Origin of the sequence: Leadbetterella sp. DM7, assembly GCF_040829825.2 — a bacterium.
Taxonomy (GTDB): Bacteria; Bacteroidota; Bacteroidia; order Cytophagales; family Spirosomataceae; genus Leadbetterella.
This window is the reverse complement of sequence record NZ_JBFOLH020000020.1, coordinates 13,502-37,300: the sequence shown is the minus strand read 5'-3', so window position 1 is coordinate 37,300 and position 23,799 is coordinate 13,502. Positions and strand designations below refer to the sequence as shown.

The following is a 23,799-nucleotide window of genomic DNA, read 5'->3' as shown; positions in this document are numbered from 1 at the left end:
AATAATACGAGAGCGAACACCTCCCGGGCTTTGGAGTTCCTGGTGAGGCTATGGCTATAAACTGAGCAAACAACTGTGATACAGTTTAGGTTACACTCCGGCTAAACCCTGGTGTTACCTTTTTCTGCCATTAATGTACCGCAGTTACATCTACCTTTTTGATTCCTTTTAGTCGCAGATCAATATTTCTGTCGCGGGCCTTATTATCAAACTCACTGATTATCTCCAGAATATCATAGTCTATAAAGTTGCATTCACTACCATCAATAGTCAGCGCGCTGTGTTTCGGTATTTGATCCAGTGTTTTCCGCAACTTCACTTTATTAAGAAACGTAACATTGCTGTTAAGTTTGATTAAGTAAGTTTCCACTCCGTCCTGTCGGGCTTTCGTAATTTTATATTCTGCTTTGAAATTATTCTGAATGATAAAGTAAACAGAAACTAAAAGACCGATGCTTACACCTATAAGCAAGTCCGTTAAAAGAATTATAATGATGGTAATTGCAAATGGAATAAATTGTTTCCTGCCTGATTTCCAGACATTTTTATAAAGTTTCGGCCTTGTCAGGTTGTAACCCGTAATAAGAAGTATTGCTGCCAGTGAAGCATAAGGAATTTTATTGAGCAGGGCCGGAACCAATAAAACGGCAAGCAGTAAAAAAAGCCCGTGTGTGAAAGCGGCAAGCTTTGTTCTTCCTCCGGCGTCTGCATTAGCCGCCCCCCTTACTACTACCGCTGTCAGCGGAATTGCCCCTAAAAGCCCGCAAGTCATATTACCGATACCCTGCGCCACAAGTTCACGATTTATAGGGGTAATTCGGTTTCGTTTATCTAATTTATCTACCGCCTCTACGCATAGCAAAGTTTCCAGTGTAGCAAGCAGTCCGATGCTAAGCCCATCTTTCCAGATTTCTATATTCGAGAAAAGTTTTGAAAAATCAGGAAAAGAAATGTCAGCAAAGACATTGTCAGGTATACTGACTAGTTGAGTCTCCCTCAAAGAAAAGTCAGAAGCTATATAGCTGAAGAAATAGTTTGCTATAATACCGATGACGACTACCACCAAAGGCGCCGGGATTACTTTCAGTTTTTTTGCAAAAGGCTGACGAAGTAAAATAAAGACCAGTAAAGATATAGCTGTGATTAAAACCGCTCCTCTTGTTGTGTATTGCTTAAAGTTTTCAAAGTTACCTGAAAGACTTTCTGCAGAAAACAGTTTGGTAAAACCACTTGTCCAAAAGTCGGGTTGGCCGTATCCCACTGCAATTGGAATTTGTTTTGATATAAGAATAATTCCAATGGCAGCCAGCATTCCTTTGATAACGGACGAAGGAAAATAATTGGCAATTACACCCAGCTTGAGCAACCCCAGAATTAACTGAAATAGCCCTGCTACCATTACGGCAAGCAAAAAAATTTTAAAGTCGCCAAGTGAAATGATGGAAGCAGCTACCAAAGTTGTCAAACCGGCAGCGGGTCCGGAAACTCCCAGATGTGAACCACTGATAAGAGAAACTACCAGTCCACCGATAATCCCCGATAAAAGTCCTGAGTAGAGAGGTGCTCCTGAAGCCAATGCAATTCCTAAACAAAGCGGAAGCGCAACCAGGAAAACAGAAAGTCCGGCAGGTAAATCGTATTTGAGCCAGGTCAGCCTGTAATACCTAATCTTCCTTCTCATTTATACTGAATATTTTCGGACAAATGTAAGGTTTTTCCCGCCGATGTAATTGTCCGAAGTGGTAATACTATTTCTGCCGTCTCCTACAGAAACAGGATTCTAACCCTCCCAGCTGTTATCAAATAAAAGTATCAAAGGTTTATGTAGTTCATAAACCTTTGACACCGGATTACTATTTTGCAAAAGGAATAGCATAAAATAAGCTGACCTGGAGCAAACTGTTCTTAAAGTCAGGATTTATATTATGAGCATCAAAATTACCAACTTTGGAAATCCCTGCCATATAACGTGCACCTATCCCAAAACCTCCAGCAGATTGATACCCTAATCCCGCTCCTAATGATAAATCCAGGTTTTTAGAAAACTTATCAATCGTCTCGTCTTTGACATCTTCACCGGTTTTAAAAGAGACCTGGGGACCGGCTTCAAAATACAGTCCGCTGCCGGTTCTCAGCTTAAGCATGATAGGGACAGCCAGGTAAGAGACCTTATAATTTTCTTTTGAGCCCTGGTTATCAATTTTTGCACCCTGCGAAGAAAACAAAATTTCTGGCTGTACAAAGAATGTATTGCCTAATCCGAAACTCATGAGACCTCCCACGTGATAAGAAAACAGGGCGTCCGATTTAATGTTTCCTCCTGTGTAGTTAGACATATTCAGGCCTACTTTCGGGCCTATACTAAATGATGATTGTGCGCTTGCTGAAAGTACATTAGTCAGCAACAGGCCTAAAACGATTAATCTTTTCATAAATAATGAATTTAAAATAAATTGTGTTACACATTTACTCAAGCCACCCAAAGTTTCAAAACACATGAACAGCTTATTTCTGTCGACAAATCTACAGTTGAAATATATGAAAATAAAATATATGTAGACATTATTTTTCAAAATGTTGAAATTGTACAACAATAAACTTAATTCTTTAAAAGTGTAAAATATACACTTTTTGGGTAGTTCACCCAATAAAACCTGTCTTAAGGGTCCACTCTGCATCATCCATCCGGATCATCTTGACAGAGCCGGGTTAAAATACCCGAGATCCGCGCAGGCGCCTGTCATATGCAGTATAAAAGATGAAGCTAAACGATATTCATGTTTCCCAATGGTTTGCTTTTGTTCCGATCGGATTAACAGGTTGTGAAAGGAGAATAAAAAAAGCACTTACATTTTTGTAAGTGCCTGATTTTCAATGTGAACTTCCCTGTACAAATTTCGAACTTATTCTTGATGGATTTAAGGAGACTTGCAGACTTGGCAGGTTAATATTTTTTGGTTGTAATTGTACTTCTGTCGTGAACCCTGATTGTACAAATTTCGAACTTATTAAACTTCTAAAATACTGATAATAATAAAAACAATGTTGATAACTATATACTAAAGACATCACGCACCTCCAAATTCTGACTATTTTAAAGAACTTTAAAAGAAGATAGTATTAATTAACTTTAATGTAAATAGATAATTTTATCTCAAGGTATGAGATGGATTAGTATAATCCTCAAGTTATCGAGGTTATGCTAATAAATACTCAAAAAGATAGCTACCTGAAAACATAATATACTAAAGTATGACTAATTCGGCTAACTTAGCTGCAACACCTATCATTTGCTCGTCTGCTGTACTAAGCCCGCTTCGAGAACCGAGCAAGGGACTAACTTCTCGTAAATCGTCAAAAGTTGTGTTGTGTACAATTGGTACCAGTAAATCACGTGCCAGAAGTGCAGAAAGTTCTTTGTCTGCTATACCTTCTCCTTTCAGACGTTTCAATAGTGCTGGAGTTACTAGAACAACTCCGACTCTTGAGTTTGCTAACCCTTTATCAATTTCCCTAAGCAAAGTTGAACCAAGAGCAACGTCTTTCTCGCTGAACCAGACCGTAACTCCTTTTGACTCAAGTAGATCGTGTAGGTCCTTAGCTGCTTCCTTCCGATCATCCCATGCATGGCAGAGAAAAACATCTCTAAGGTCAGGAATTGAAGACCTCCTTTCTACATTTTCACGTACTGGGGTCAGTGTACGTACTTCAGCAGGTGTATAAAGAATGGGAGAACTTGCTGGAGACCATTTGGGTTTAGTATTTCTACTACTTCCACTGCTCGATCGTCCTGAGCCTCCCCCAGACGAAGAATAGGGATAGGAATAAGGATTCGAGTAGTATGATTCTGATCTGTAGCCACGAGAGTAGCTGCTGCCGCATGCTGGACACGCCGCTGCCGCACTTGATGAGCGATGTCCATTTACCGGAGCTGTGCATCTTGCCATAATATTTATTTTTTTATTTAAAGTACTTATTTCCTTTATCTCTTCTTATTTGATTGAGATAATACTGAGCCGGCGAGTGCTTTAGTCGACTCACTGAACTTATCACTTTGTAAAACCTTTGAGGCCTTATCTTCTAGAATGGCTCCGGTTTGGTGGCCTCTCTGTGCTTGAGAAAGTGCCGAACCTGCCAATTCTTTTGCGATTCTTGAAGAGCTTGGATTTGTTAAAATCTTAGACGCCTTTGAGGCAATACTTTTCGACGTTGTTTTGGTATTATGTGACATAAATATCTTTTTTAATGAAACAAAGGGGTTGCCGGAATTCGACAACCATCAAACTATTTACTAGGTGGTGTGACATGGTTTAGAACAATAATAACATCCGTTAATTTTCTTAAAAGGGTGCCTACTCTTAGCAGTAGTAACTGCAGAACTGCAAGAATAATGATAACTTAAATCATCATAATTCCGCTGCGGTTTAAAAATACAATCCTCTGAATGAACCTCATAATCACCATTTGACTGAGGTACTAGGTTTAAATAATATTTTTTCATAACTATTTCTTTTCGTCTCTTACTGATTTGAACTTACCTCCTGTTGTTTTGACATCCATAAACTTACCTGTTTCGGTGTCTCTTTTAACATACAATCCTGTTTTAGGATTTTCTACTTGTGAGCGATCCTTAATCGCTCCGTGGCGTCCTCCGCCTTTTGCTCCATTCGTAGCCATGATTACTAAAAAATTTAAATGATAAAAAACTAGGTAGTAAGGAGTCCGATGTAGTATTAAAAAACGCAAGAAAATGCTTGAATACTTTGTTGGTTCAACAACAAATTGTAGATTTACGGCGTTTTTAAACACAAAAACACACGGTAGCTTGAAACGAGATGGATTAGTCTCTTCTAGATTCTACTACCAAAAATCTGTAGAAAAATGCTCTTCAAAGTTTGCCGACCACGAGAGCATTTTTCCTTTTTATATCATCCCTTCTTTATAATTTTTCAGTTATAAAATAATAATTTTTCAATTCCTAGCAAGAAAAGGGCGTATCTCTGCTTAACACCTGAAAGCCCAAAACCTTTGCCAGCTATCCTTTTTATGACACATTGTCAGTTAGTAATTTATAGGCAAATTTATAATCTACCATAGATTTATTCTGTATATTGCTCAACCAGGCCTCTTCTTTATGATTTACACCTACGATTTGAGCAGCAGTATATGTTTTAAACCTTTCTGTCACTTGTTTTAGAGTGTCAGCCTCTTCCTCAGTAAAAGTGGCAGATATGACATGATTGCCTAAATTATAGGTTTCCTTATAGCCACCGTTATCTAATGTAAATCTTTCCCGTGTTATAAAGCCGGCTTCAGCCCCGTACTCCAGCAGACTTTCGTAACGGCTGGGCACAGTACCGTATTCTATGGCCCTATACTCCAATCCCAAAAAAGACACACTGTGTTTACTGAAATGCATAAAATCTACATAAAACAGTAGCTTATTCAGTGCCGTTTTAGTGGGGTTTAGTTTCGCGACAAGAAACTGTATCACACTAAAGGTCTTCTCTATATCCGGTTTTTTGTAGCCGTTATATCGGGTAAGCTTACTCTTAGCTCCCAATACATAGCAGGCTATAAGGTCATCAAATGTAAGCCTGCTTTGCTTTTCAATAAGTTGGTCTACTCGTTTTAGTACCTTTTCCTGTTCCTTTTCTTCCAGAGCTCCGCTTAATAAAACCAGCTTTCTAAACTCCCCAGGGTCATCCGCCAGTTGAATTAGCCGTGCATTGGACTGGCTAGGCACCTCACCCGCCTCGTACTGTCTGTAAATATTGGCACCAAAACCCAGTACATCGGCCATCTTACTGGCTGAAAGCTGGTATTTTTCCCGTATGTTTTTTATTTCTTCAGCAAAGGGCAGGTTATACTTTTCCCTGTACTGATTATACACCTGCTTCAAATTTATCTCATCCAGCTCATCAGTAGTAAACCGCTCCCCCATATCTTCGTAATAGTGATACAGCACGCTAAACGTGTCTTTTCTGAAAGACATTTGCTCCTCCCTAATTTTTACATCCAGCAGTTTATCACTGAACGGACTTACTATCTTCTTCATTTCCTTTCGGGTTTTAATGGGTATTTCATTGGGTACTCAGCCGCATGAAACGAGATGCAAATCACCCCTTTTCCAGCATAGCCTAAAGTAATCTTGATATATACCTCCTGCTGTTTCACATCCTTTCCAAACACCCACAGGTCATTGCCCATAAACTGCTGATCTGGTACAGGGCCTTCGCTATAGTCTTCCAGAGTAAGGTCGTTAATTATCTTCTTCCGCAGGGCAGGCGTTATCTCAAGCTCCAAAAGTGCCTGGGTGTTTTTAGCACGGTTATCCATAAAAACGATATCCCAGATTTTCATCTTGGTTTTAAAGTCTTCCAGAAATTTCCGAACTGTTATTTCATCCATTCACTAGTGCGCAGACTAACGATAACATTCACTTTAATAAAAAACTTTTAAAGTTAAATAAAAGTTTCATTTTTTCTTAAAAATCAACCATAAAGTATTTTATTGAATTTTCAAATAAACAAAATGGACACTGTGTCTCCACACAAGCGCGCGGCTATATATGTTTGTCATGCATATAGAGCGACAAGTATGATCAGAAAGATATGTTTAATCTTTTCGTTAAACAATGGAAAGGAAAATGAATTATCTTACGGAAACAGCTTACTATATGTCCGCGTCAGCACGGACGAACAAAAGAGAAGGGGGTATTCCTTACCAGAACAAGAAGAACGGTTACTGAAATATTGCAGGTACAACAATATCGGAGTCAAAGGCATTTACCGTGAAGACTACTCTGCCAAGAATTTCAATCAACCTGAATGGAAAAAACTATTTTTAGAAGTTAAAAACAAACCAAAGAAAGAAAAGAATATACTGTTAATCAAATGGGGCAGGTTTAGCCGGAATGTTGAATACGCCTATGAAATGATAATTATGCTTCGAAAATACAGAACGACAGCGATGGCGATAGACCAACCCATAGATTTTTCCGTACCGGAAAGTACGGTCATGCTGGCCGTATATCTGTCTGTACCGGAAGCAGAAAATAGTAGACGGGCGATGAACACGGCAAACGGTATCCGCCGTGCAAAACAGTTGGGCAGGTATCCGAGCAAAGCTCCCCTGGGTTTCATCAACCTTACAACTGTGGATGGCAAGAAAATCATTATCCCTAAGCAACCTGAGGCGGGTATTATAAGGTGGGGCTTTCTCCAACTCGTCAAGAATACCCATAGAATTGAGGATGTCCGAAAGATGGCAGACAGTAGAGGATTGAAATGCTCCCGTTCATATTTTTTTCGTCTTATACGCAATCCTGTTTACTGTGGTCTTATCCCTATCAAATCAGAATCAAGGGAACTCGATATGGCGAAGGGAATCCACGAGCGATTGATTTCAGAAGCACTGTTTTACGAGGTTCAGCGTATCATTACGACAAAGAGGAAAGTTACCGCTAAAACAGACAAATTGAAAGAAACGTTTTATCTAAGAGGAGTTTTAGTATGCCCTCTCTGTGATAGAAAGCTCGGTGGAAGCTTTTCCCAAGGTTCAACAAAAAAATACCCGTATTACCATTGTCAGAAAAGATGTAAGACAAGAATCAATGCACTCTTTTTGAATGAGTGTTATGAACGTAAACTTGGGCAACTAGTGCTTTCAAACGGAGCGATAGATTTATTCAACAGTATCTTAGAAGATTGGAATACAGGTACACAAAAGGCAGTGTATTTACAGCATCGAAATCAGGTCGTTAGAAAACTGATTGAACAGGAATCCACTCCTTTCCCAGGCCCGAAAGTTATTTGTGGCAGATGTACTAAAATCCGATGATTATGCTGCGTTAAAAAGGGAATGTCATGTCAATTCCAAATCTCTGAAAAGAGAGTTGAATGACATCAATGTCAAATTAACAGATATTGATAAACAAAATCAGTTGGAGAGCAGATCTTTTGTCCATATTCTTAAAAGGTTCCCAAATCTAGACACTGCAGATAAAAAGCATCTTGCCAACCTTATCCCTCCGCTTATGGTTGATTTCTAGACTGGAGATATGTCTTTGGGGTTAAATGGCGGATTATCTAAAATATTATCAATTAAACGACAAGTGAAAAAATAATAAATATGAATTTCACGGATAAAAAGGTTTCAGTTAGGCGTGCAATTGCGATATTAGCAAAAAATGGTATTGAAGTCGAAGATGATGAAGCAACCGTTATAGTGGACTTTCTTTATCTTATGGCAAAAAATCATAAAAAAGCCGGGGAAGAAAAAGCCTCAAAACCCCAAGGAGAAATCGAACTATAGAAAAAACAGGTTAACGACATTTTTGAGCAGGTTTTTTAAGAAATATCACACATTGGCTTAAAAACTTCAGTCACGAAAATCGAACCATAGATGACCCGACTATAACAGTTTGGGTAAGAGACTTTTATTGGCACAAAAAAAGGAGACAGCTACTGTATAGTGTCTCCTTAAGCCTATTGAACGTTTCTCGAACCAATTTCTTGATGACTTGATCGTATTAGCTAATCTTTATGACAAATTAATTTTAAAACAAGACATTGACTTATCACATTTTTCAGATATTCATAATCCAAAAAATCGAAAAGAAAGAGCAAAATGACCTAAAGAAGTAAAATTTTAGGGCTAACATCAAAAATTTGCAACTTCAATTTATTTGTAGTAGCATTACAAACTTTAAAGTCTATCCCATTTTTCCATTTCTCTTTCTTTAACATTATCCACAATCTTTGCATAAACCTGAGTGGTTTTGAGGCTAGTATGCCCAAGTAGTTTGCTCACAACCTCAATAGGGATACCTAACGTTATTGAAGCGGTGGCAAAAGTATGTCTGGCGACATGACAAGTGAGTTTTTTTGGAATACCGTATGTCTGACCAATTTTTTTTAGTATTCTGTTGGTCACCTTATTACAATATATGCGAAATACAGGCTCAGTACCGAATGGTATTTTTTGTGGTAAAAGTTGTATTGCTTTTTGTGTTAAGGGAATGACAACAAGGTATCCGGTCTTGTGCATATTGATCTTGATTTTATTACCGTCGATTGAACCCGCCTGGAGTGTCTTTAAATCTGAGTAACGTAATCCAGTATAACATGAAAACAGGAAATATTGTAGAATTTCTTTTTCTATCGACTTTGTGACTTTACCCGAAAAATATGCCTCTGACAATTTATTAAGCTCTTCTAAACTCAAAAAGTCACGCTTACCGTCTACTTTTTTAATGGTTATGAATTTGAAAGGATTATTTTTCATATATCCATAACGGAGCGAAATATTTACAAATGTACGCAGTGATCTAAGACTTTTACTCGCTGTATTTTCATTGTTTCCTAACGTCGTCAACATATAAAGATGATAATCATTAATGAACTGTTCCGTTAAATCAGTAAATAGTATTTCCTTTTTAAATTTAAGTAGCTTGGTAATTTGTGATTTATAACTCCACCAAGATTCAATTCTCAACCTGGCTTTATTTTCATTCAGGTAATTTAGTATGTAATCGGTAAAACTACCATCCGTCTGGTGCGTAGAAAGTATTTTGTCTTTGAATTGCCGAAGTGTAAGTGGTGTTTCGTCATGAACGAAGTTGTTGATTAATAGTTTTAGTACTTTTTTATCGTAAGCATCGAGAATAGCATTATGTCGTTCATGGAGCTTGTTACTTTTTTTTACCCGCTGGCGGATTGCTGACCAATCCCTATTAGTAAGTGTTATAGAAGTAGCGATTTCTATTTTTTTCCCACTTTGGAAAGCTCTCAAATAAATTGGATAAAGCCCTTTTTTGTTGGCTTCCGGCTTTTGCACAAATGCATATGTAATTTTCTTATTCATGTTTATGAAGTATTTGTGAAGCGAAATATAGAAAATACTTCATTTAATCACTATTTGTTGTTTTATTATTAATTATGGATCAGCTTATTACAAGCTAATTCCCTGGTGATGGGAAATCCATTTCCTCTGAAGGCGAACTCCAACAAGAGCTTTCAAGGTAGTATCATATTAGGGAAGGGCTTTGTTTTAACGACCGAGGAAGCCCAAAGGCTTTTAAATAAAGATCCCAGGAATAAAGATGTGCTATTTCCATACTTAAACGGCGATGATCTGAACAATGATCCGGAGCAGAAACCTTCCCGGTGGGTCATCAATTTCTTCGATTGGAGTGAAGAAAAGGCAAGGACATATCATGATTGCTTTAAAATACTTGAAGAGCGTGTGAAACCAGAAAGACAACGTTGGAAATTAGATAAAAATGGCAATGAAATAGTAGGAACCTATGCGTTAAGAAGACCTTTGCCTCAAAAATGGTGGATTTACGGGGAAAAACGTCCGGCTCTTTATAATACCATATCAAAGTTAGACCAGGTCATGGTGATGAATAGATATACCAAGTACTTGGCAATAGACTTCCAACCTCAAAATGTTGTTTTCTCTGATTCAATCATTGCTTTCGCATTAGACTCTTTTCATCATTTTTCGATATTTTCTTCTTCTATTCACGAAATATGGGCATGGAAAAATAGTTCTACTATGGGTTCTTCTACATTGAGATATTCTCCAACTAATGCATTTGAAACTTTTCCATTGCAAATCCATTTAGATGAAGAAAGTAAGGATATTGGAATTGAATTAAATAAACTCCGTAAATCAGTAATGACAAAATTCTGTATTGGGTTTACCGAACTGTATAACTTATTTCATGAAATTGGATACAATAAAGACGATGAACTAAAAGATGCGATACTAAAGCTCAGATATATTCATTGTATGCTAGATAGAGCCATACTTAAACAATATGAGTGGGAGGATATTGAGTTAAACCATGACTTCTATGAAATGGAATATTTGCCTGAAAATGATCGTATTCGATATACCATCCATCCTTATGCTAGAAAGGAAATACTCAATCGTCTTTTGCAGTTAAATCACAAGTTACACAAAACTGAAATAGAATTACAGCCAATTTCTATGAATAAGCTTAAAGTAAACAAATCTACTCAAGTCATTGACCTGTTCTCAAAAGAATAAGAACATTAAAACAGCGTATTTGATGGATTATTTTTAAACTTGCTTTGTTTAGAATGATTCTCTATCTTGGTTTTATCAGACATTTCAATAGTATGCAATTGGTGATTTAATTTTAGTAGCCGGTTTAATATTTCTTTACGTGCCTCAGGGTGAATAGTAAAGCGAATTCTGTCGTTTTCCGGGAGGTATTCCAATTCATAAAAATCATGTCTCAGTTGAATATCTGACCATCCATAAGCTGCCAAAACAACTGAATCTAACTTACGTCTAGTTACTCGTAATTCCTCTATCAATCTTACAGTTTCATTAAAAGCTATTGATGGGATATTCTGTAAGTGATTTTTCCACAAAAGACTACCTTTTCCATGCCGTTGCTCAAGCCGCTTTTTGTCAAAATCATCTCCCTCACGAATTGTCATCAAACCGTTATTGTGAAGTTGATTATACATTTTAGTTAATCCAATCCCTGATTTTTCCATTAGTGCTTTCCGCTTGGTATAATATTCTTTCCCAAGTAGATCTAAGTTATTTGAAATATCTTCATTTGGGAAAGGGTATGTTTCAAAACAATCCGTTGTTGAGTAATTTAACGTCCCTGACCCTAGTGTGGAAGAATTCTTCCAGCACCATATGTTATGTAAAGAACTAGAAAGAACAGCAAATTTATGAAAATCACTAAAGACAATCACTCCTAGTTTATGCATATATACAATGTTCGTTGGCGCAAAATCAAAAGGTGAATATTTGCTAACTAATGGAACAACCATGACCTGGTCTAACTTTGATATGGTCTCGTATAATTCATTTCTTGCCCTTAAGAAGCGCCACCATTTTTCTCTACCAACTTTATCGTTTTGTGCTAGCCTTTCAGGCTTTACGAATTGCTCTACAATTGCAAAACAATCAGGGTAAGTTCTGGCTTTTTCCTCCGGCCAGTCAAAAAAGTTAATAACCCAACGTGAAGGTTTTTGTTCCGGATCATTGTTCAAATCATCGCCGTTTAAGTATGGAAATAGCACATCTTTATTCCTGGGATCTTTATTTATAAGCCTTTGGGCCTCCTCGGTCGTTAAAACAAAGCCCTTCCCTAATACGATACTACCCTGAAAGCTCTTGTTGGAGTTCGCCTTCAGAGGAAATGGATTTCCCATCACCTCGGAATCATCCAAATAAGGTGTAATTCTATCGACCTTTTTAGCATCCAGAATGATGTCCTTATTCCATGGACCTTTATGGATAGTCACCAAGGCTACTTCTACTGCTGCTTTCCCTGGCCAGCGCATCGACTTGACCGCATGGTTGATGATACCGCCATTTGAACAAATGACATCTAATCCTCCTTCACGCGCCGAACCTTGTGCTATGGTGTTTGTCGAAATCAAGGACTGAAATCCTCCCGGTTTCAAAAGAGTAAATATTTTCCTAAAGAAATAGGTTACCAAATCAACTGCTCCGATCGGTTTGTAGGCATATTTAATATATTCAAGAAAACTTGGCCCGTATGCTCCGCTTAGTTTTTGTCCACCTAAAAAGGGTGGATTCCCCAATATACAATCAAAGCCCCCTTCATGAAAAACTTCAGGAAACTCAATAAACCAATGGAAAAATCTTTGCGTAAAAGCCACGGAAGCAGCTTTGGCGACTTTTCTATCCTGCCATCCTTTATACCCACTTAATATAAGCCGAAAGTCAGCATCTGTCATCAGGTAGTCTTTGGTATCTGCTATTTTAGGAATGAAAAACTGGGCTTCCTGTGTATCTGCCATGGCCTTTAGAAACGTAGGACCCTTGCCATCCATAAATTTTTTATAAGCCTTCACTTTGCGTTCTATTTCTTCGGGCGTGGTTTCGGGAAGTTGATTAAAAGCCTGGTATTCAGTCATCGTTTCCTGAACAGAAGTATCCACTCCTTGCTCTAATGTTAATTGCTGACCTGCACCTGTAGTTCTTGCTTTTCTTTCTTTTACATTTTTATCACGAAATGCCTTGGATATCTCTTTATCATCGTCTGCCAGCGTTTTAAACGCTTCATCAGCTATCCCGTTTTCCAACTCATTTCGCTGGCCAAGCCCTACAATGGCATCTCCACATTTGATGTGGTGATCCAGAAAGTTCAGCGGCTTGCCCGGGTTATGACTTTCCAGCCATAATGCTACCTTACAGAGTTCTACAGCCAGCGGGTTTTTATCTACACCGTATATACAATGGCTGATTACTCTTTTCAATGCGTTGCGGAAGGCGTTGGGATTGGGTTGCTGTTCACCGGTTTCAACCCTTGCTACTTCCTGGGCGATCCTCCGGGCAGCACTCAGCAAAATATGTCCACTGCCGCAGGCTACATCGCATACTTTCAGGTTCAGGAGTTTTTCTGTCGTTTCACCTGCAGATGCCTTACCTCTGTAGAAGGGTGTTACCCGTTCTTCAATCAGGTATTCCAGGGAATGTTGAATAAGCGGTTTCACTAAATCTTCAGGGGTATAATGCGAGCCGGAAGTACTCCGTTCACCTCCCTTTTCGTACGTGAAATGGTATTCTTGTCCATCACCGGTAGTAATTACAGGAGCCAATTCCAACAATCCCTCGTAAATGGATCCGAGCTCCTCAACATCCAAAGAACGGAAGTTGATAAGCACCCTGTTCTTTTTTATATCTTCAAATTCGTTCAGGTTACGGATGCATTCCAGCAATACGCGATTATTGACCAAGGATTGGCTGATATGTTGTATTGCGGTATGCTGAAATAATTCGCTGCCCAACGGATGGATGCCCAACCTGATGCCCTTACTGCCGGGTTCAAAAAAGCCAAAGGTTTGCATCAAACCTTGCCATAGGTCGGTGTACTGTTGCTCAAATATGTAGCGGCTTTCCGATAATTTTCTTAAGCGGGCCAGGCTGTAAAAACGGTAATAAATTTCTTTATTACGTCTTTGCTCATCGGATTCATTGCCGGTATCAAAAATCAGACCCCGCTCTTCGGTTACCATCAGGAAAAGCAAACGGTAAATAAGCCGTAGCAATTGGTGATTTAGTTCGTAAGCAGATAATTCGCCACGGCGATAGGCTTCCCGCAGGTCTTCGTTTTCGGGTTGATTGAGCAATCCGTTCCCAAGAGCCACTAAGGATTCTTTTACCGCAAGGCTCAGCCCGTTACGGATTCGGTTGCCCGCATCAATACTGTTCTGATAATATTTTTCGAGCAGGCATTGGTCTGCTTCCGATTTGCTGTGGGGGAAACGGCTTGCATGAAGCAGGCGAAACAGTAACGTAAACTCGCTGTATTTGTCTTCATCCAGCATCCGTTTCAGGTCAAACTCCAAGTAGGTGAGCTTAATAAGGCGGCCACTGTCACGGATGAGGCGGAGATGCAGGCCATTGGTCGCAATACCAAACAAATGCTCGGTTACATTCAGGTATTCCTGCACCGTAGCATGTGGGGATAGCCGACTGGTGCCCCCGCTCGTTTTAATGTCCAGTGTGTTTTTATCTGGTTTATCCGGTTCCATAAATCCTACGATATGAATCGGTAAGTCATCTCGGTTACTGGCCGTGTGGCTTATATGGTATCCCTGATTATTTTCGCCGGTCAGGTTGCTTTTTTGCCGGGTGTGATGAAAACCCAAAGAATCCAAAAATTGTTCCATCCACCTGCGGCTCAACGCAGTACCATAAGGATCGCTTGCGGGCAGGTTTTGGCTTTTTTCGCTAAAGTGCTTCCAGTCTAATTTAATGCGGCTCCAGGCATACTCTATCTCACTACGGATATTGGCGCCGGGTTCAAAACCAAAATCAGTCACCGTTTGCCCTTGTGCTTCACCTGATTCTACCTTTTGTAGGATTTCTTCCGAAATCAGATTGCCCTGTATATTGATGGTAGTATATTTCATTGTTTTCTAGTTTAATTGGGGCAATAAGATGTATATGCCTAGCACATCCATCGGTAAAACGGGCTCTACTACCTTGTATTTGTTACCACTTACCAGTTTTTTAAATCGCGTATGACTTTCTACTAAATGATTTGCTCTTTCTAATGCCACTTTATCGGTTTGTTCACGGAATCTATTTTCATCATGAACCCAATCCATTTCTTCGTTCAACCAATACGTTTTTTCACCCTCTTCAACATTTTGGGAGGGTGTAGTATGCATAAGTAGGTTGAATGCGGTTTCTTTATCGATGAATTTCTTTTGGGTTACTTCGCCTTCATAGCCCCACAACCACATTTCTTCGGCTACTATCTGCTTGTTATTGGGTTGCTCTGCAATAACGTTGCGAACGCGAAATTGAAACAGAACAGTTTTGTGTTTGACGTCAGCAGTGCGAATTACGGCTGATCGGGCTGCACAATTACTTTTCCCCTTCAATGCATTGTTGATCATATATTGTGCTAAATGCTCCGTAAACGGGTGGTTCCGGCCAATGTATTTGTATCCTGCCGGGGTCGGAGATTTGAACGATATTAGCATATCGTTCTTGTCCATCAGGAGATTTTGCAGCCGTGGCGGAATGTTGGTTGCATAAACTTTATAGCCATTCTTTTTGGCTTCAACCTGTATCCCTGTAAAGCGTAATGAGTCTACAACAAATTGTTCTACAACTTTCACGTCGCCAATGGCGTCATCTACTTCTTTCAAATCGGCTTCTATTTCATGCGCTTTTATGGAATTCTGGGCAAAAATACTTCGGGATGCTTTTTCTCTTTGTTCGGCTTCTTCAAAAGCTTTTGCTACCCGGTTTTTCTCAGCTTCAATTTCTTCAGCTTCAAAAAGTGTAAGCTGATGCGTAACCTGCTTTACGGAAACAGACGGTTTCAGTAGGATGGCATTGGTTACGGATTCCATTACCGAAGCACTATTCTCCGGAAAAGGAACAGAAATGCCAATAGAACGCCTTATTTCTCGAGCTTTACGAAGTAAAACTTCCAGTACCACACCGTCAATGGGGTTATTGCTTCCGTATAAGAGGGCCACTTCCACAATATCGGACTGTTGTCCAAACCGGTCAATTCGACCTTCCCGCTGTTCCAATCGGTTGGGATTCCAGGGCAAGTCGTAATGTAACAGCGCATTGAACCCTTCCTGCAGGTTGATGCCCTCGCTCAGGCAATCGGTGGCAATGAGCAACCGTCTTTCCGATTTGTTCATCTGCTCAATTTTCTCCCTGCGGAGTTCGTCGTTTAGTTCACTGGTGATCACTTCGATGTGCACGCTCTTGAAGTTTCTGCCTTTGAGGTTGTCTTTGAAAATTTCACCCAGATAGTTGGCCGTTTGAATGTAACGACAGAAAATAATGGGGTTGTATCCGCTTTCAATATAGGTTTTAACCTGTAGCAGGGCCTCCCTGGCTTTTTGATCTTGTTCTATACCATAGAGCGATTCCATTCTTTTGGCATAAGCCAACAGGCGTCTGGATTCCGAATCTTTAACAGGAGCGGCTTTGCCCAGGACTGATAAAGGCAGATTATCGTCTGTGGAATAATCATTGTCCAATACCATTTCGCTCGCCGCATTATGCTCGTCAAGTCCGTCTTCCTCACCGGTGATACGCTTTTTCTCTGCTTTTTTTGTCAGCATGGAAATACCCGCTGCCGGACTGCTCATCACCCCTCTTAACAATGCCAACGCATCCCAATAATTGTAGCGTTGCTTCCTTCCATCATCCCTGTTCTGAGTCGCCATTTCACGGGCATAAGCCAAAATATCATTGAACACTTCGGCATAAGCTTTCCCGATTTCGTAATCTTTGTCGATGGAATTTCTTTCGGGAAATTTGGTTTCTTCATCTAGCCATTTCACTACATCGCCACGGCGTCTTTGAATGAAATGTTTGGCCATCTCTTTTCTTTCCTGTTCGGAGGAAGTAATTACGTCAATTTTCTCAAACTCGGGTTTCAGTAATCCCAACAGGGATTGAAACTCTGCTTGTTTGCCGCTATGTGGGGTTGCCGTGAGCAATACCAGGTGTTGGTTTATTTTTTTGGAAATATCATGCAGTAAATGATAACGCTGCTGTTGTGAATTGTTGGCTCCCGCAGGTTTAGCACACGTATGCGCTTCGTCTACCATAATCAATTCCGGGCAGTGGTCAATAAAAACCTGGCGCTTATTGCCTGACTTAATGTAGTCAATCGAAATAATTTGAAAAAGGAATGCCCTGAAAATGTTTTCATGGGTTCTGATTTGTCGTTCTAAAGCGGTCGCAGTTCCCGAACGGATGATGACTGCCTCAATTCCGAATTTGTTCTTCATCTCATCCTGCCACTGGTCGCATAAATGGGGCAGACATACAACGGCAAAGCGTTTGATTTCTTTTCGTTCGTAAAGTTCCTTAGCAATTAATAAGGCTTCGATGGTTTTACCTACGCCCACATCGTCGGCTATGAGCAACCGGGTAGTCTCTTGCTTCAAAGCCATAATCAACGGCACCATCTGGTAGGAGCGAGGTCTGAAAGAGAGCTTGCCCAAACAACGAAAAGGCCCGGAAGCATTTCTAAAAGAAAGCCGTGCAGCATTGTAAAGCAACTTCGCAGATGTAAAATCTCCGAGATCTTTTTCGGATGGCTTGATGAAATTATACGTTTGTGGTTTTTCGGATGGTCCCGCTACCGGCAGGAATATACCGGTTATTTCTTCATCTGACCCTCCCAAGGGTTTTAACAGCAGCAAGTCGGTATCATCAGATGGCAATACCACCCACGGTCTGTCTCGAAGGGTGACTAAACTACCCGGTTTATAGTCGAAGTTTGTCATTAGTCTTTGCATGTTACGTTTTCCGTTAAAAATTCAGCCAGATTCCTTTTGTCTCTCTGTCCATTAGCCACTTCAAGTAGGATCGGCCAGAGGTAGTCGTCCGGGATGGTCAGATCACAACCATTCAGTTTCAAAAAAGCAAACAGGGCCAAAAAGCCTGTTCTTTTGTTACCATCTGAAAATCCCTGGCATTCGGAAATGTGGTAATAGTAAGCGGCAGCCATGTGAAACTTATTCTCATGCAGGTATTGACCCCCGAAACTTGCTTGTGGCTGATTGATGGCAGATTCTATAAGCCCCCTGTCTCTTATTCCATCCGAACCGCCAAATGCTTTTACAGCAAGCTTGTTAAGTTTCACAATTCTATCAAAATCAAGGAATGTATAGTCTGCCATCATTCTCCCAATTTTTTAAGTGTCAGGCTATACCTCGATTTTGCTTCCTCAAATAGTTGGTCAATAATATCTTCTGACGCTTGCGATTTGGCAGGCCTGACCACTTTAAAGATATCCGGGCGTCTGGCTATAAATTCCTCTAAAGAATCCTTGTAGTACCATGACAGAATCTGGTATCCGACATTCTTCAAAGCAGCTCTTTTTTCACTATCGCCTTTTTGGGTATCGGTATTATCATGCGGCATCCCATCGCAGAAAATGAAAACATTAGGTTTGTAGTAAAAGTCAGGTCGTACAAACATATTATCCACTTTGGGTTGTGCTTCGTCCGGGAGTTTTAGCCCTTTTTGGTAAAGAAATTTCAGGAATTTGTCTTCCGTGCTGCTATTGGGATCTCTGGATGCCTGGAGGAACTGGTATTGCTGGTCATAGCTGCTAAATGCTTTGTTAGCTAAAATTTCAACTGAAGATTTTTTTAGGTTTCGTAACGCATCCCTAATCAGGTTTCGGTCAATTTGTTGATGGTAATACTGATTGTAATAACTCAGTAAGTCATCATAGGTTGCAGGAAGTAATTCTCCTTCTTCCTCCATACCGTTTACGTAAAAGCAGAGCTCATAGGCTTCTGCCATAATAGCTTTGTAAAATGAAGGATTATCGACGATTTGGGATAGCACCCCCAAACTGCCCTCCGCCGCTTCATACAGCAAAATATTAGGTGCTTCTTCTTCGCCCATAATCGTTGCCCCTATCTCGTTGGATTCTACCTGGAAATAATTTTCAATGGCACGTTTGATGGCAAACATCAAGGTGATTACGCCATTGCTTCCGCCACCGAGGCCGAGTGCTTTTACCGGCTGAATATATAAGGCATTTGCAGTATCAGAGGTAAATAATTTTACATCCTTTATGTCCTGTGCTTCACCGCTGGCTATTTTTTCATCTTTTTGCTTTTTACTTTGCCAATAGCCGGTGTTGAGGTTAATGGTAAATCCATATTCGCTGGAAGATCGCCATTTCAAATTGAGTTTGAAGATACGGCAGGCAGGCATATAGTGGATATGCAGCAATTTTTCATCGGATACACTGACAATACCTTCGACGGTATTTTCAAAACCGCCATCCACGGCAAAATAGGTTTGAATATCATACCCTTTTTTACTCCGTTCCTCTTCCTGGCAGGTAATCCGTTGCAGCTCATAAGCCCTGGTTTCAGCCATTTCGATCAATGTGGTGTGTACATGCTTGGCGGTATCCAGTTGCAACGTTTCATTGATGATGGGATCAACTTCATATCCGTATTGTGTGTCGTAAAGGAAATAGCCTGTTTTGGGAGAGATTTTCCCTTTCTCCAACTTCAGCTCCGCTTCAGTCAGTATCATGCGGTCTATCCGATATTTTGCACCATCATGATAAATAACGTTTCTTGGACCAAATTCATTCAGTGCTATAAATCGAGGTCTTGATATGAATTCACCGCCACCGTCTTCACTTTCCATAAAGGAGCGAACGGGCAAACGGGTGAAATTATACCCGGGCAAAAAGCCCTCAGCAGCTAAATAGCGGTAAGGATAGAATTCAGATTGGTCTCTATTTTTACCTGAGGATTTCCTGGGATCATTGGTTTCATTCAACAATAAATCCCGCTGCCTTTCTGCCTGTCTTAAACTTTTGTATGCTTCTCTTTTTTTCTCATGGTTGTCAGCATATATTCTATTCTCAATAATAGAGGTTGCAGCCTTTATTTGGTTTTGGGCAGCTTTATAGAGTTTTCGCCAGCGATTGAGTGATCGGTCAAATGACAATTGGAAGTCGTCAATATTCTGTTTTATCCAGTCGTCCGTAAACCAGGTAGGTTTTCTTCGAGCCAATTCATCTTTGAAGTATGCGTCTTCAATTACCTTTTTGTAATTATTGAGAATGATTGCCTTTTCATCTTCGCTAATCTTTAAGGTGTCAATGATTTCCTGTTTCAGGGGAAGAGTGTTCAGGTCAGTTTTATCTACTAACTCTCCCAGCGAATTATTGAGCGCACTCAGGGAGCGCCTGGTGAAAATAGATGCATTCAGATGGCTCAGCAAAAGTTCCTGATTGATCAAATCAATTCTTGGAGCGGTTACCGTACCGGAAACCATCTGTGTGGAATGCTTAAAATAATGGCGATCATGAGCGCTGAAATTTGAGCAATATACCAAGACGAGTGCAGCCTGCCCGCTTCTGCCGGCCCGGCCGCTTCGTTGTGCATAGTTTGCGGGCGAAGGAGGTACATTTCGCATATGTACAATGGAAAGGTCGGATATGTCAATACCCAATTCCATGGTTGGGGAGCAAAACAAGGCACTGATCTTTCCGTCTCTGAATTCTTCTTCCCGTTGCTTTCTTTTCTCACTGTTGATCTGACCGGTATGTTCGCTGCCTTCTATGGATTTGATGTTATGGAAATTGGTTTGATAAAAGTGTTTAAAGTACTCGTTTGGTCGCTGCTTTAATGGTTTATAGGAGCGATTTTTTATTAAATCAGGGGTTAACGTCTGACCATCTCCTTTATGCCATAAAATGTTGTCAACTTTAAGTTTGAATATTTTTACCTGTTCACCGCTTGTAGACCGAGCAATGTCACTTTTTAACCATCCTCCGCTGTTTTCTAGGAACTCAAACAGGTTATACACAAACTCGTTATAGGCTTTCTTGCCGATATACTGTTCTTTCAGTCCGTATTTCTTGAATTGACTTTTTATATATCGGCCAAATACACTCTGGATACCTGCACTTTCTGAATAAATATTTCTGCTGTTGCTGGCTAGACTTTCTACCCGGATGAAATTGGGAATTTCAAGTTTTTCATTTTCATCCAATGTCCATGGGACTTTAAGTTTTTCTTTGATTTTCTTGGAGCTGGTGGAAATAGCACCCGGTTCGAGCATCGAAAAACTGAGTGCATAAGACTTACGAAAAAAGTCAAAAACCTGATGCAAGAAATCTTTTCTTTCATCGGGCGACATAGCCATTAATAAATCGTTGGACTGCCAAAGGGATTCGTCCCGAACAGATTCAGCTAAGTGCTTGTATTCGATGGTCAACAATGCACATTGTTCGAGGTTGGGCAGGACTACGCGCCAGCTTCTTCTTAAATCATGCAGAAGACGGTACATGATAAAATCCTTAAACGCATCTTCGTTTTCTTTCCTGGGTCCGGGAAAAGTGGCCGGCTGTTTAGCGAACTGGTTCTGAGAGATATTTAAGCAATCAAATACCCTGTCCGCAATATTGGTATAATCAAGCGTAGTATGTATTTCGAGGGCTTTTGCAATCGCAGCTCTCAACTGACCTACCTTTACAAAATCATTGAAATGCCCTGCCTGTAGCGATGCATCCTGCCTGTTATCAGTAAAGCTGAGCAGCTTCTGTTTCTTAGGCGCTTCACCAAATTCCTGAAGCTGGGTAATGGTTTCAAAAGATAAAACGGTGGTGGCAGTGCTTCGGCCTTCCCCTCCCAATTTCATTACTTTTGTCCATTCGGCCGTTTGTGCATCATAGATAGTGCCCGAAGTCGGATCGAGCATCAGCGGTGAGGGCAGGAACCAACCTTCAAAGTCCATCGGATCTGTAAACGAAAAGTCACCTTTCTTATTGAAATAGATTTTTCTTGGTAATCGTGCTTCACGCTCTGATTTCAACTTTCGTGTTCCGTCTTTTCTTTCTGGGCTAAACCAGGTTTCGGGCAAGTCAGGTTTATCTCTTTCCCTGTCCCATATAGGTTCTTCATCTTCCTCGTGTTGAATAAAAATGTATCCTTCTTCTATATTTGCCTCATCTTCTTCATCTACAATGTCATAAAACTCTCTTGGCTGTATCAGGGAATTATTAAAGCTTAGTTTTACACAAGTGAACTCGTGCCCTGAATTTCGACTAAACACCAGCGGATATAATTTATTTTCCTTGCTGTCGGCATACAATCCGGCATCTAAATATAACTCACGAGTTTGCTGATTACCGAGAGTGGAGTAAACAGAGCCCGTTTGTGCGATGAACTGGTGAATTCGATAGGGTAAGTAATTTTTGTCTTTGCCCGGCTTCGTATTAAGCATGTTTGCCCATTCCAGCAGTTCTTCTATGTGTTTGGTGGCAGTTTGGTTGTCGACACCGGAAAGGTTTGCTAACTGGGCTGCAATCTTCGATAGTTCCGTCGGTTTCCTACGAATTAAGGTTCCTTCTCTATTTTCTAATGCAATTTGTTCTTCAATCCAGTTTGCTGTGGGATGCTTCTCAAAGTCGTCCGCATTACCATCGATAGCTATCCCTTTTTCAATAGCTTGCCTTAAATCTGCGTGGGATGGTGATTTTCCAATTCCGATACTTCGCACAAGATATTCATTGACTACCTGATTGGAATGGATGTCTGTTCCAAAAATAGTTGAGGCTACTTCTGCCACTTTCTCTTTTTGTTCCAATAACGTAGTGGCATCACCGGACACCATAGTAGCAGAAGTCCCTATACAGGTTATTGGATTGCTTGCCGCTGATTTGATTCTGCGAATGAGTATGGAAACATCGGATCCTTGTCTGCCTCTGTACGTGTGCAGTTCGTCAAAAACCAGGTATTTGATATTTTCAAGAAAGTTCTGTCTTATTTCAACATCTCTGCCGCTTCTTGTCATCATTAATTCCAGCATCACGTAATTGGTAAGCAGGATATGAGGCGGGTTTAAGCGAAGTTGTTCCTTTTGCTCTTCGGTCTCCTGACCGGTATATTGGTCAAATGTGATTGGAAATGTTTTATTGTATTTTTCTTCGTAGGTACTTTTGAATTTTTCAATTTCCTTATATTGGGAATTGATTAAGGCATTCATTGGATACACTATGACTGCTTGAATTTTATTCTTGGATGCTTCACCTTGGTTTAATACATAATTAAAGATTGTAGCCATATAGGTAAGCGACTTACCAGAACCTGTTCCGGAGGTTACCACGAATTCGCTCCCGGTTGAACCCAATAATATGGCTTCTTCCTGATGCTTATATAAATTGAATCCAGAAAAAATTCTATTCAATTCAGGATGAAGATATCCCTCACTTACTAAATCGGATAATAGCCTTCCTTTTTCAAAAGTTGGATTGAATTGAACCAACGGTTCTGGCCATAGTTTTTTGTTGCTGATTTCCTCATCAACAAACTCACGAATGAAGGGATCTTTTATATTCAGAAAACTCTGGATATAACTCTTATAGTTATTGATTAGCTTTTTATGAAAGTTTAATATATCCATATTTTCTTACTTAGTTTGTTTTAACCTTTGTTCAGTCAACTTCAGCACATTATACGCTTCTTTCTCTTCACTCAATATGTCAAGTAGTTTGTCAGATAACCATAATGTCAATAGTTCATTTTGATTTGTTTCTAATACTTCTGCTAGCTTTCCAACTTGCTGTCTACTTGCTTTTTTCTCATTACGCTCCATCTTACTTAAGAATGAAGTATCGACTTCTAATTCAGCTGCAACTTGTCGTAACAACAACTCTTTCTTTTCTCTTAAGGATCGCACTGTTTCACCAAATGACCTCATGTTGCCTGTTATAGACTTGTCTATTTTGGTCAA

General features: G+C 40.0%; 16 protein-coding genes. 3 read left to right on the top strand and 13 right to left on the bottom strand.

Annotation, left to right across the window (positions count from 1 at the left end):
• Positions 1-130: 130 nt before the first annotated feature.
• The 7 genes from AB2U10_RS17455 to AB2U10_RS17425 all read right to left on the bottom strand — a co-directional run bounded on the left by AB2U10_RS17455 (position 131) and on the right by AB2U10_RS17425 (position 6,363).
• Entirely contained in the window at positions 131-1,681 is a 1,551-nt protein-coding gene (locus tag AB2U10_RS17455; RefSeq protein WP_367916281.1) for a SulP family inorganic anion transporter, read from the bottom strand.
• 172 nt (positions 1,682-1,853) lie between these two features.
• On the bottom strand, positions 1,854-2,432 hold the full coding sequence (locus AB2U10_RS17450) for a porin family protein (RefSeq protein ID WP_367916280.1): 579 nt from the start codon (positions 2,430-2,432) through the stop codon (positions 1,854-1,856).
• Between the two features lie 813 nt (positions 2,433-3,245).
• On the bottom strand, positions 3,246-3,947 hold the full coding sequence (locus tag AB2U10_RS17445; protein ID WP_367916279.1) for a toll/interleukin-1 receptor domain-containing protein: 702 nt from the start codon (positions 3,945-3,947) through the stop codon (positions 3,246-3,248).
• Positions 3,948-3,982: 35 nt separating this feature from the next.
• Positions 3,983-4,231, bottom strand: a complete 249-nt coding sequence (locus tag AB2U10_RS17440; RefSeq protein ID WP_367916278.1) for a hypothetical protein — start codon at positions 4,229-4,231, stop codon at positions 3,983-3,985.
• 272 nt (positions 4,232-4,503) lie between these two features.
• The gene (locus tag AB2U10_RS17435; RefSeq protein ID WP_367916277.1) at positions 4,504-4,677 is read right to left on the bottom strand and encodes a hypothetical protein; all 174 of its coding nucleotides are present in this window, start codon (positions 4,675-4,677) and stop codon (positions 4,504-4,506) included.
• A 367-nt stretch (positions 4,678-5,044) separates the two neighbouring features.
• A complete protein-coding gene (locus AB2U10_RS17430) occupies positions 5,045-6,058 on the bottom strand; it encodes a type II toxin-antitoxin system antitoxin SocA domain-containing protein (protein ID WP_367916276.1) in 1,014 nt (337 codons plus the stop codon).
• Positions 6,055-6,363 (bottom strand): hypothetical protein, encoded by a 309-nt coding sequence (locus AB2U10_RS17425; RefSeq protein ID WP_493820732.1) that lies wholly within the window; start codon positions 6,361-6,363, stop codon positions 6,055-6,057. The genes AB2U10_RS17430 and AB2U10_RS17425 overlap by 4 nt, the downstream gene beginning before the upstream one ends.
• Positions 6,364-6,600: 237 nt before the next feature.
• Here AB2U10_RS17425 and AB2U10_RS17420 point away from each other — a divergent pair, with 237 nt between their 5' ends.
• Both AB2U10_RS17420 and AB2U10_RS17415 read left to right on the top strand, forming a co-directional pair.
• Complete coding sequence (locus AB2U10_RS17420; protein ID WP_367916274.1) at positions 6,601-7,842, top strand: recombinase family protein; 1,242 nt, start codon at positions 6,601-6,603, stop codon at positions 7,840-7,842.
• Between the two features lie 291 nt (positions 7,843-8,133).
• On the top strand, positions 8,134-8,316 hold the full coding sequence (locus tag AB2U10_RS17415) for a hypothetical protein (protein WP_367916273.1): 183 nt from the start codon (positions 8,134-8,136) through the stop codon (positions 8,314-8,316).
• Between the two features lie 393 nt (positions 8,317-8,709).
• On the opposite strand, the gene AB2U10_RS17410 is transcribed toward AB2U10_RS17415, so the two are convergent.
• Entirely contained in the window at positions 8,710-9,867 is a 1,158-nt protein-coding gene (locus AB2U10_RS17410; protein WP_367916272.1) for a tyrosine-type recombinase/integrase, read from the bottom strand.
• 108 nt (positions 9,868-9,975) lie between these two features.
• Here AB2U10_RS17410 and AB2U10_RS17405 point away from each other — a divergent pair, with 108 nt between their 5' ends.
• The gene (locus tag AB2U10_RS17405) at positions 9,976-11,061 is read left to right on the top strand and encodes a type IIL restriction-modification enzyme MmeI (RefSeq protein WP_367916271.1); all 1,086 of its coding nucleotides are present in this window, start codon (positions 9,976-9,978) and stop codon (positions 11,059-11,061) included.
• A gap of 5 nt (positions 11,062-11,066) precedes the next feature.
• On the opposite strand, the gene AB2U10_RS17400 is transcribed toward AB2U10_RS17405, so the two are convergent.
• The 5 genes from AB2U10_RS17400 to AB2U10_RS17380 are packed head-to-tail and all read right to left on the bottom strand — an operon-like array spanning position 11,067 to position 23,799.
• Positions 11,067-14,945 carry an Eco57I restriction-modification methylase domain-containing protein gene (locus AB2U10_RS17400; RefSeq protein ID WP_367916270.1) on the bottom strand — a complete coding sequence of 1,293 codons (3,879 nt, stop codon included), beginning with the start codon at positions 14,943-14,945 and terminating at the stop codon, positions 11,067-11,069.
• A gap of 6 nt (positions 14,946-14,951) precedes the next feature.
• Positions 14,952-17,807 carry a DUF8741 domain-containing protein gene (locus tag AB2U10_RS17395; RefSeq protein WP_367916269.1) on the bottom strand — a complete coding sequence of 952 codons (2,856 nt, stop codon included), beginning with the start codon at positions 17,805-17,807 and terminating at the stop codon, positions 14,952-14,954.
• Positions 17,807-18,205, bottom strand: a complete 399-nt coding sequence (locus AB2U10_RS17390) for a type II toxin-antitoxin system death-on-curing family toxin (RefSeq protein ID WP_367916268.1) — start codon at positions 18,203-18,205, stop codon at positions 17,807-17,809. Before AB2U10_RS17390 ends, AB2U10_RS17395 begins: the two co-directional genes overlap by 1 nt.
• Positions 18,202-23,469, bottom strand: a complete 5,268-nt coding sequence (locus AB2U10_RS17385; protein ID WP_367916267.1) for a DEAD/DEAH box helicase — start codon at positions 23,467-23,469, stop codon at positions 18,202-18,204. Before AB2U10_RS17385 ends, AB2U10_RS17390 begins: the two co-directional genes overlap by 4 nt.
• A 6-nt stretch (positions 23,470-23,475) precedes the next feature.
• Positions 23,476-23,799, bottom strand: a complete 324-nt coding sequence (locus AB2U10_RS17380; RefSeq protein ID WP_367916266.1) for a helix-turn-helix domain-containing protein — start codon at positions 23,797-23,799, stop codon at positions 23,476-23,478.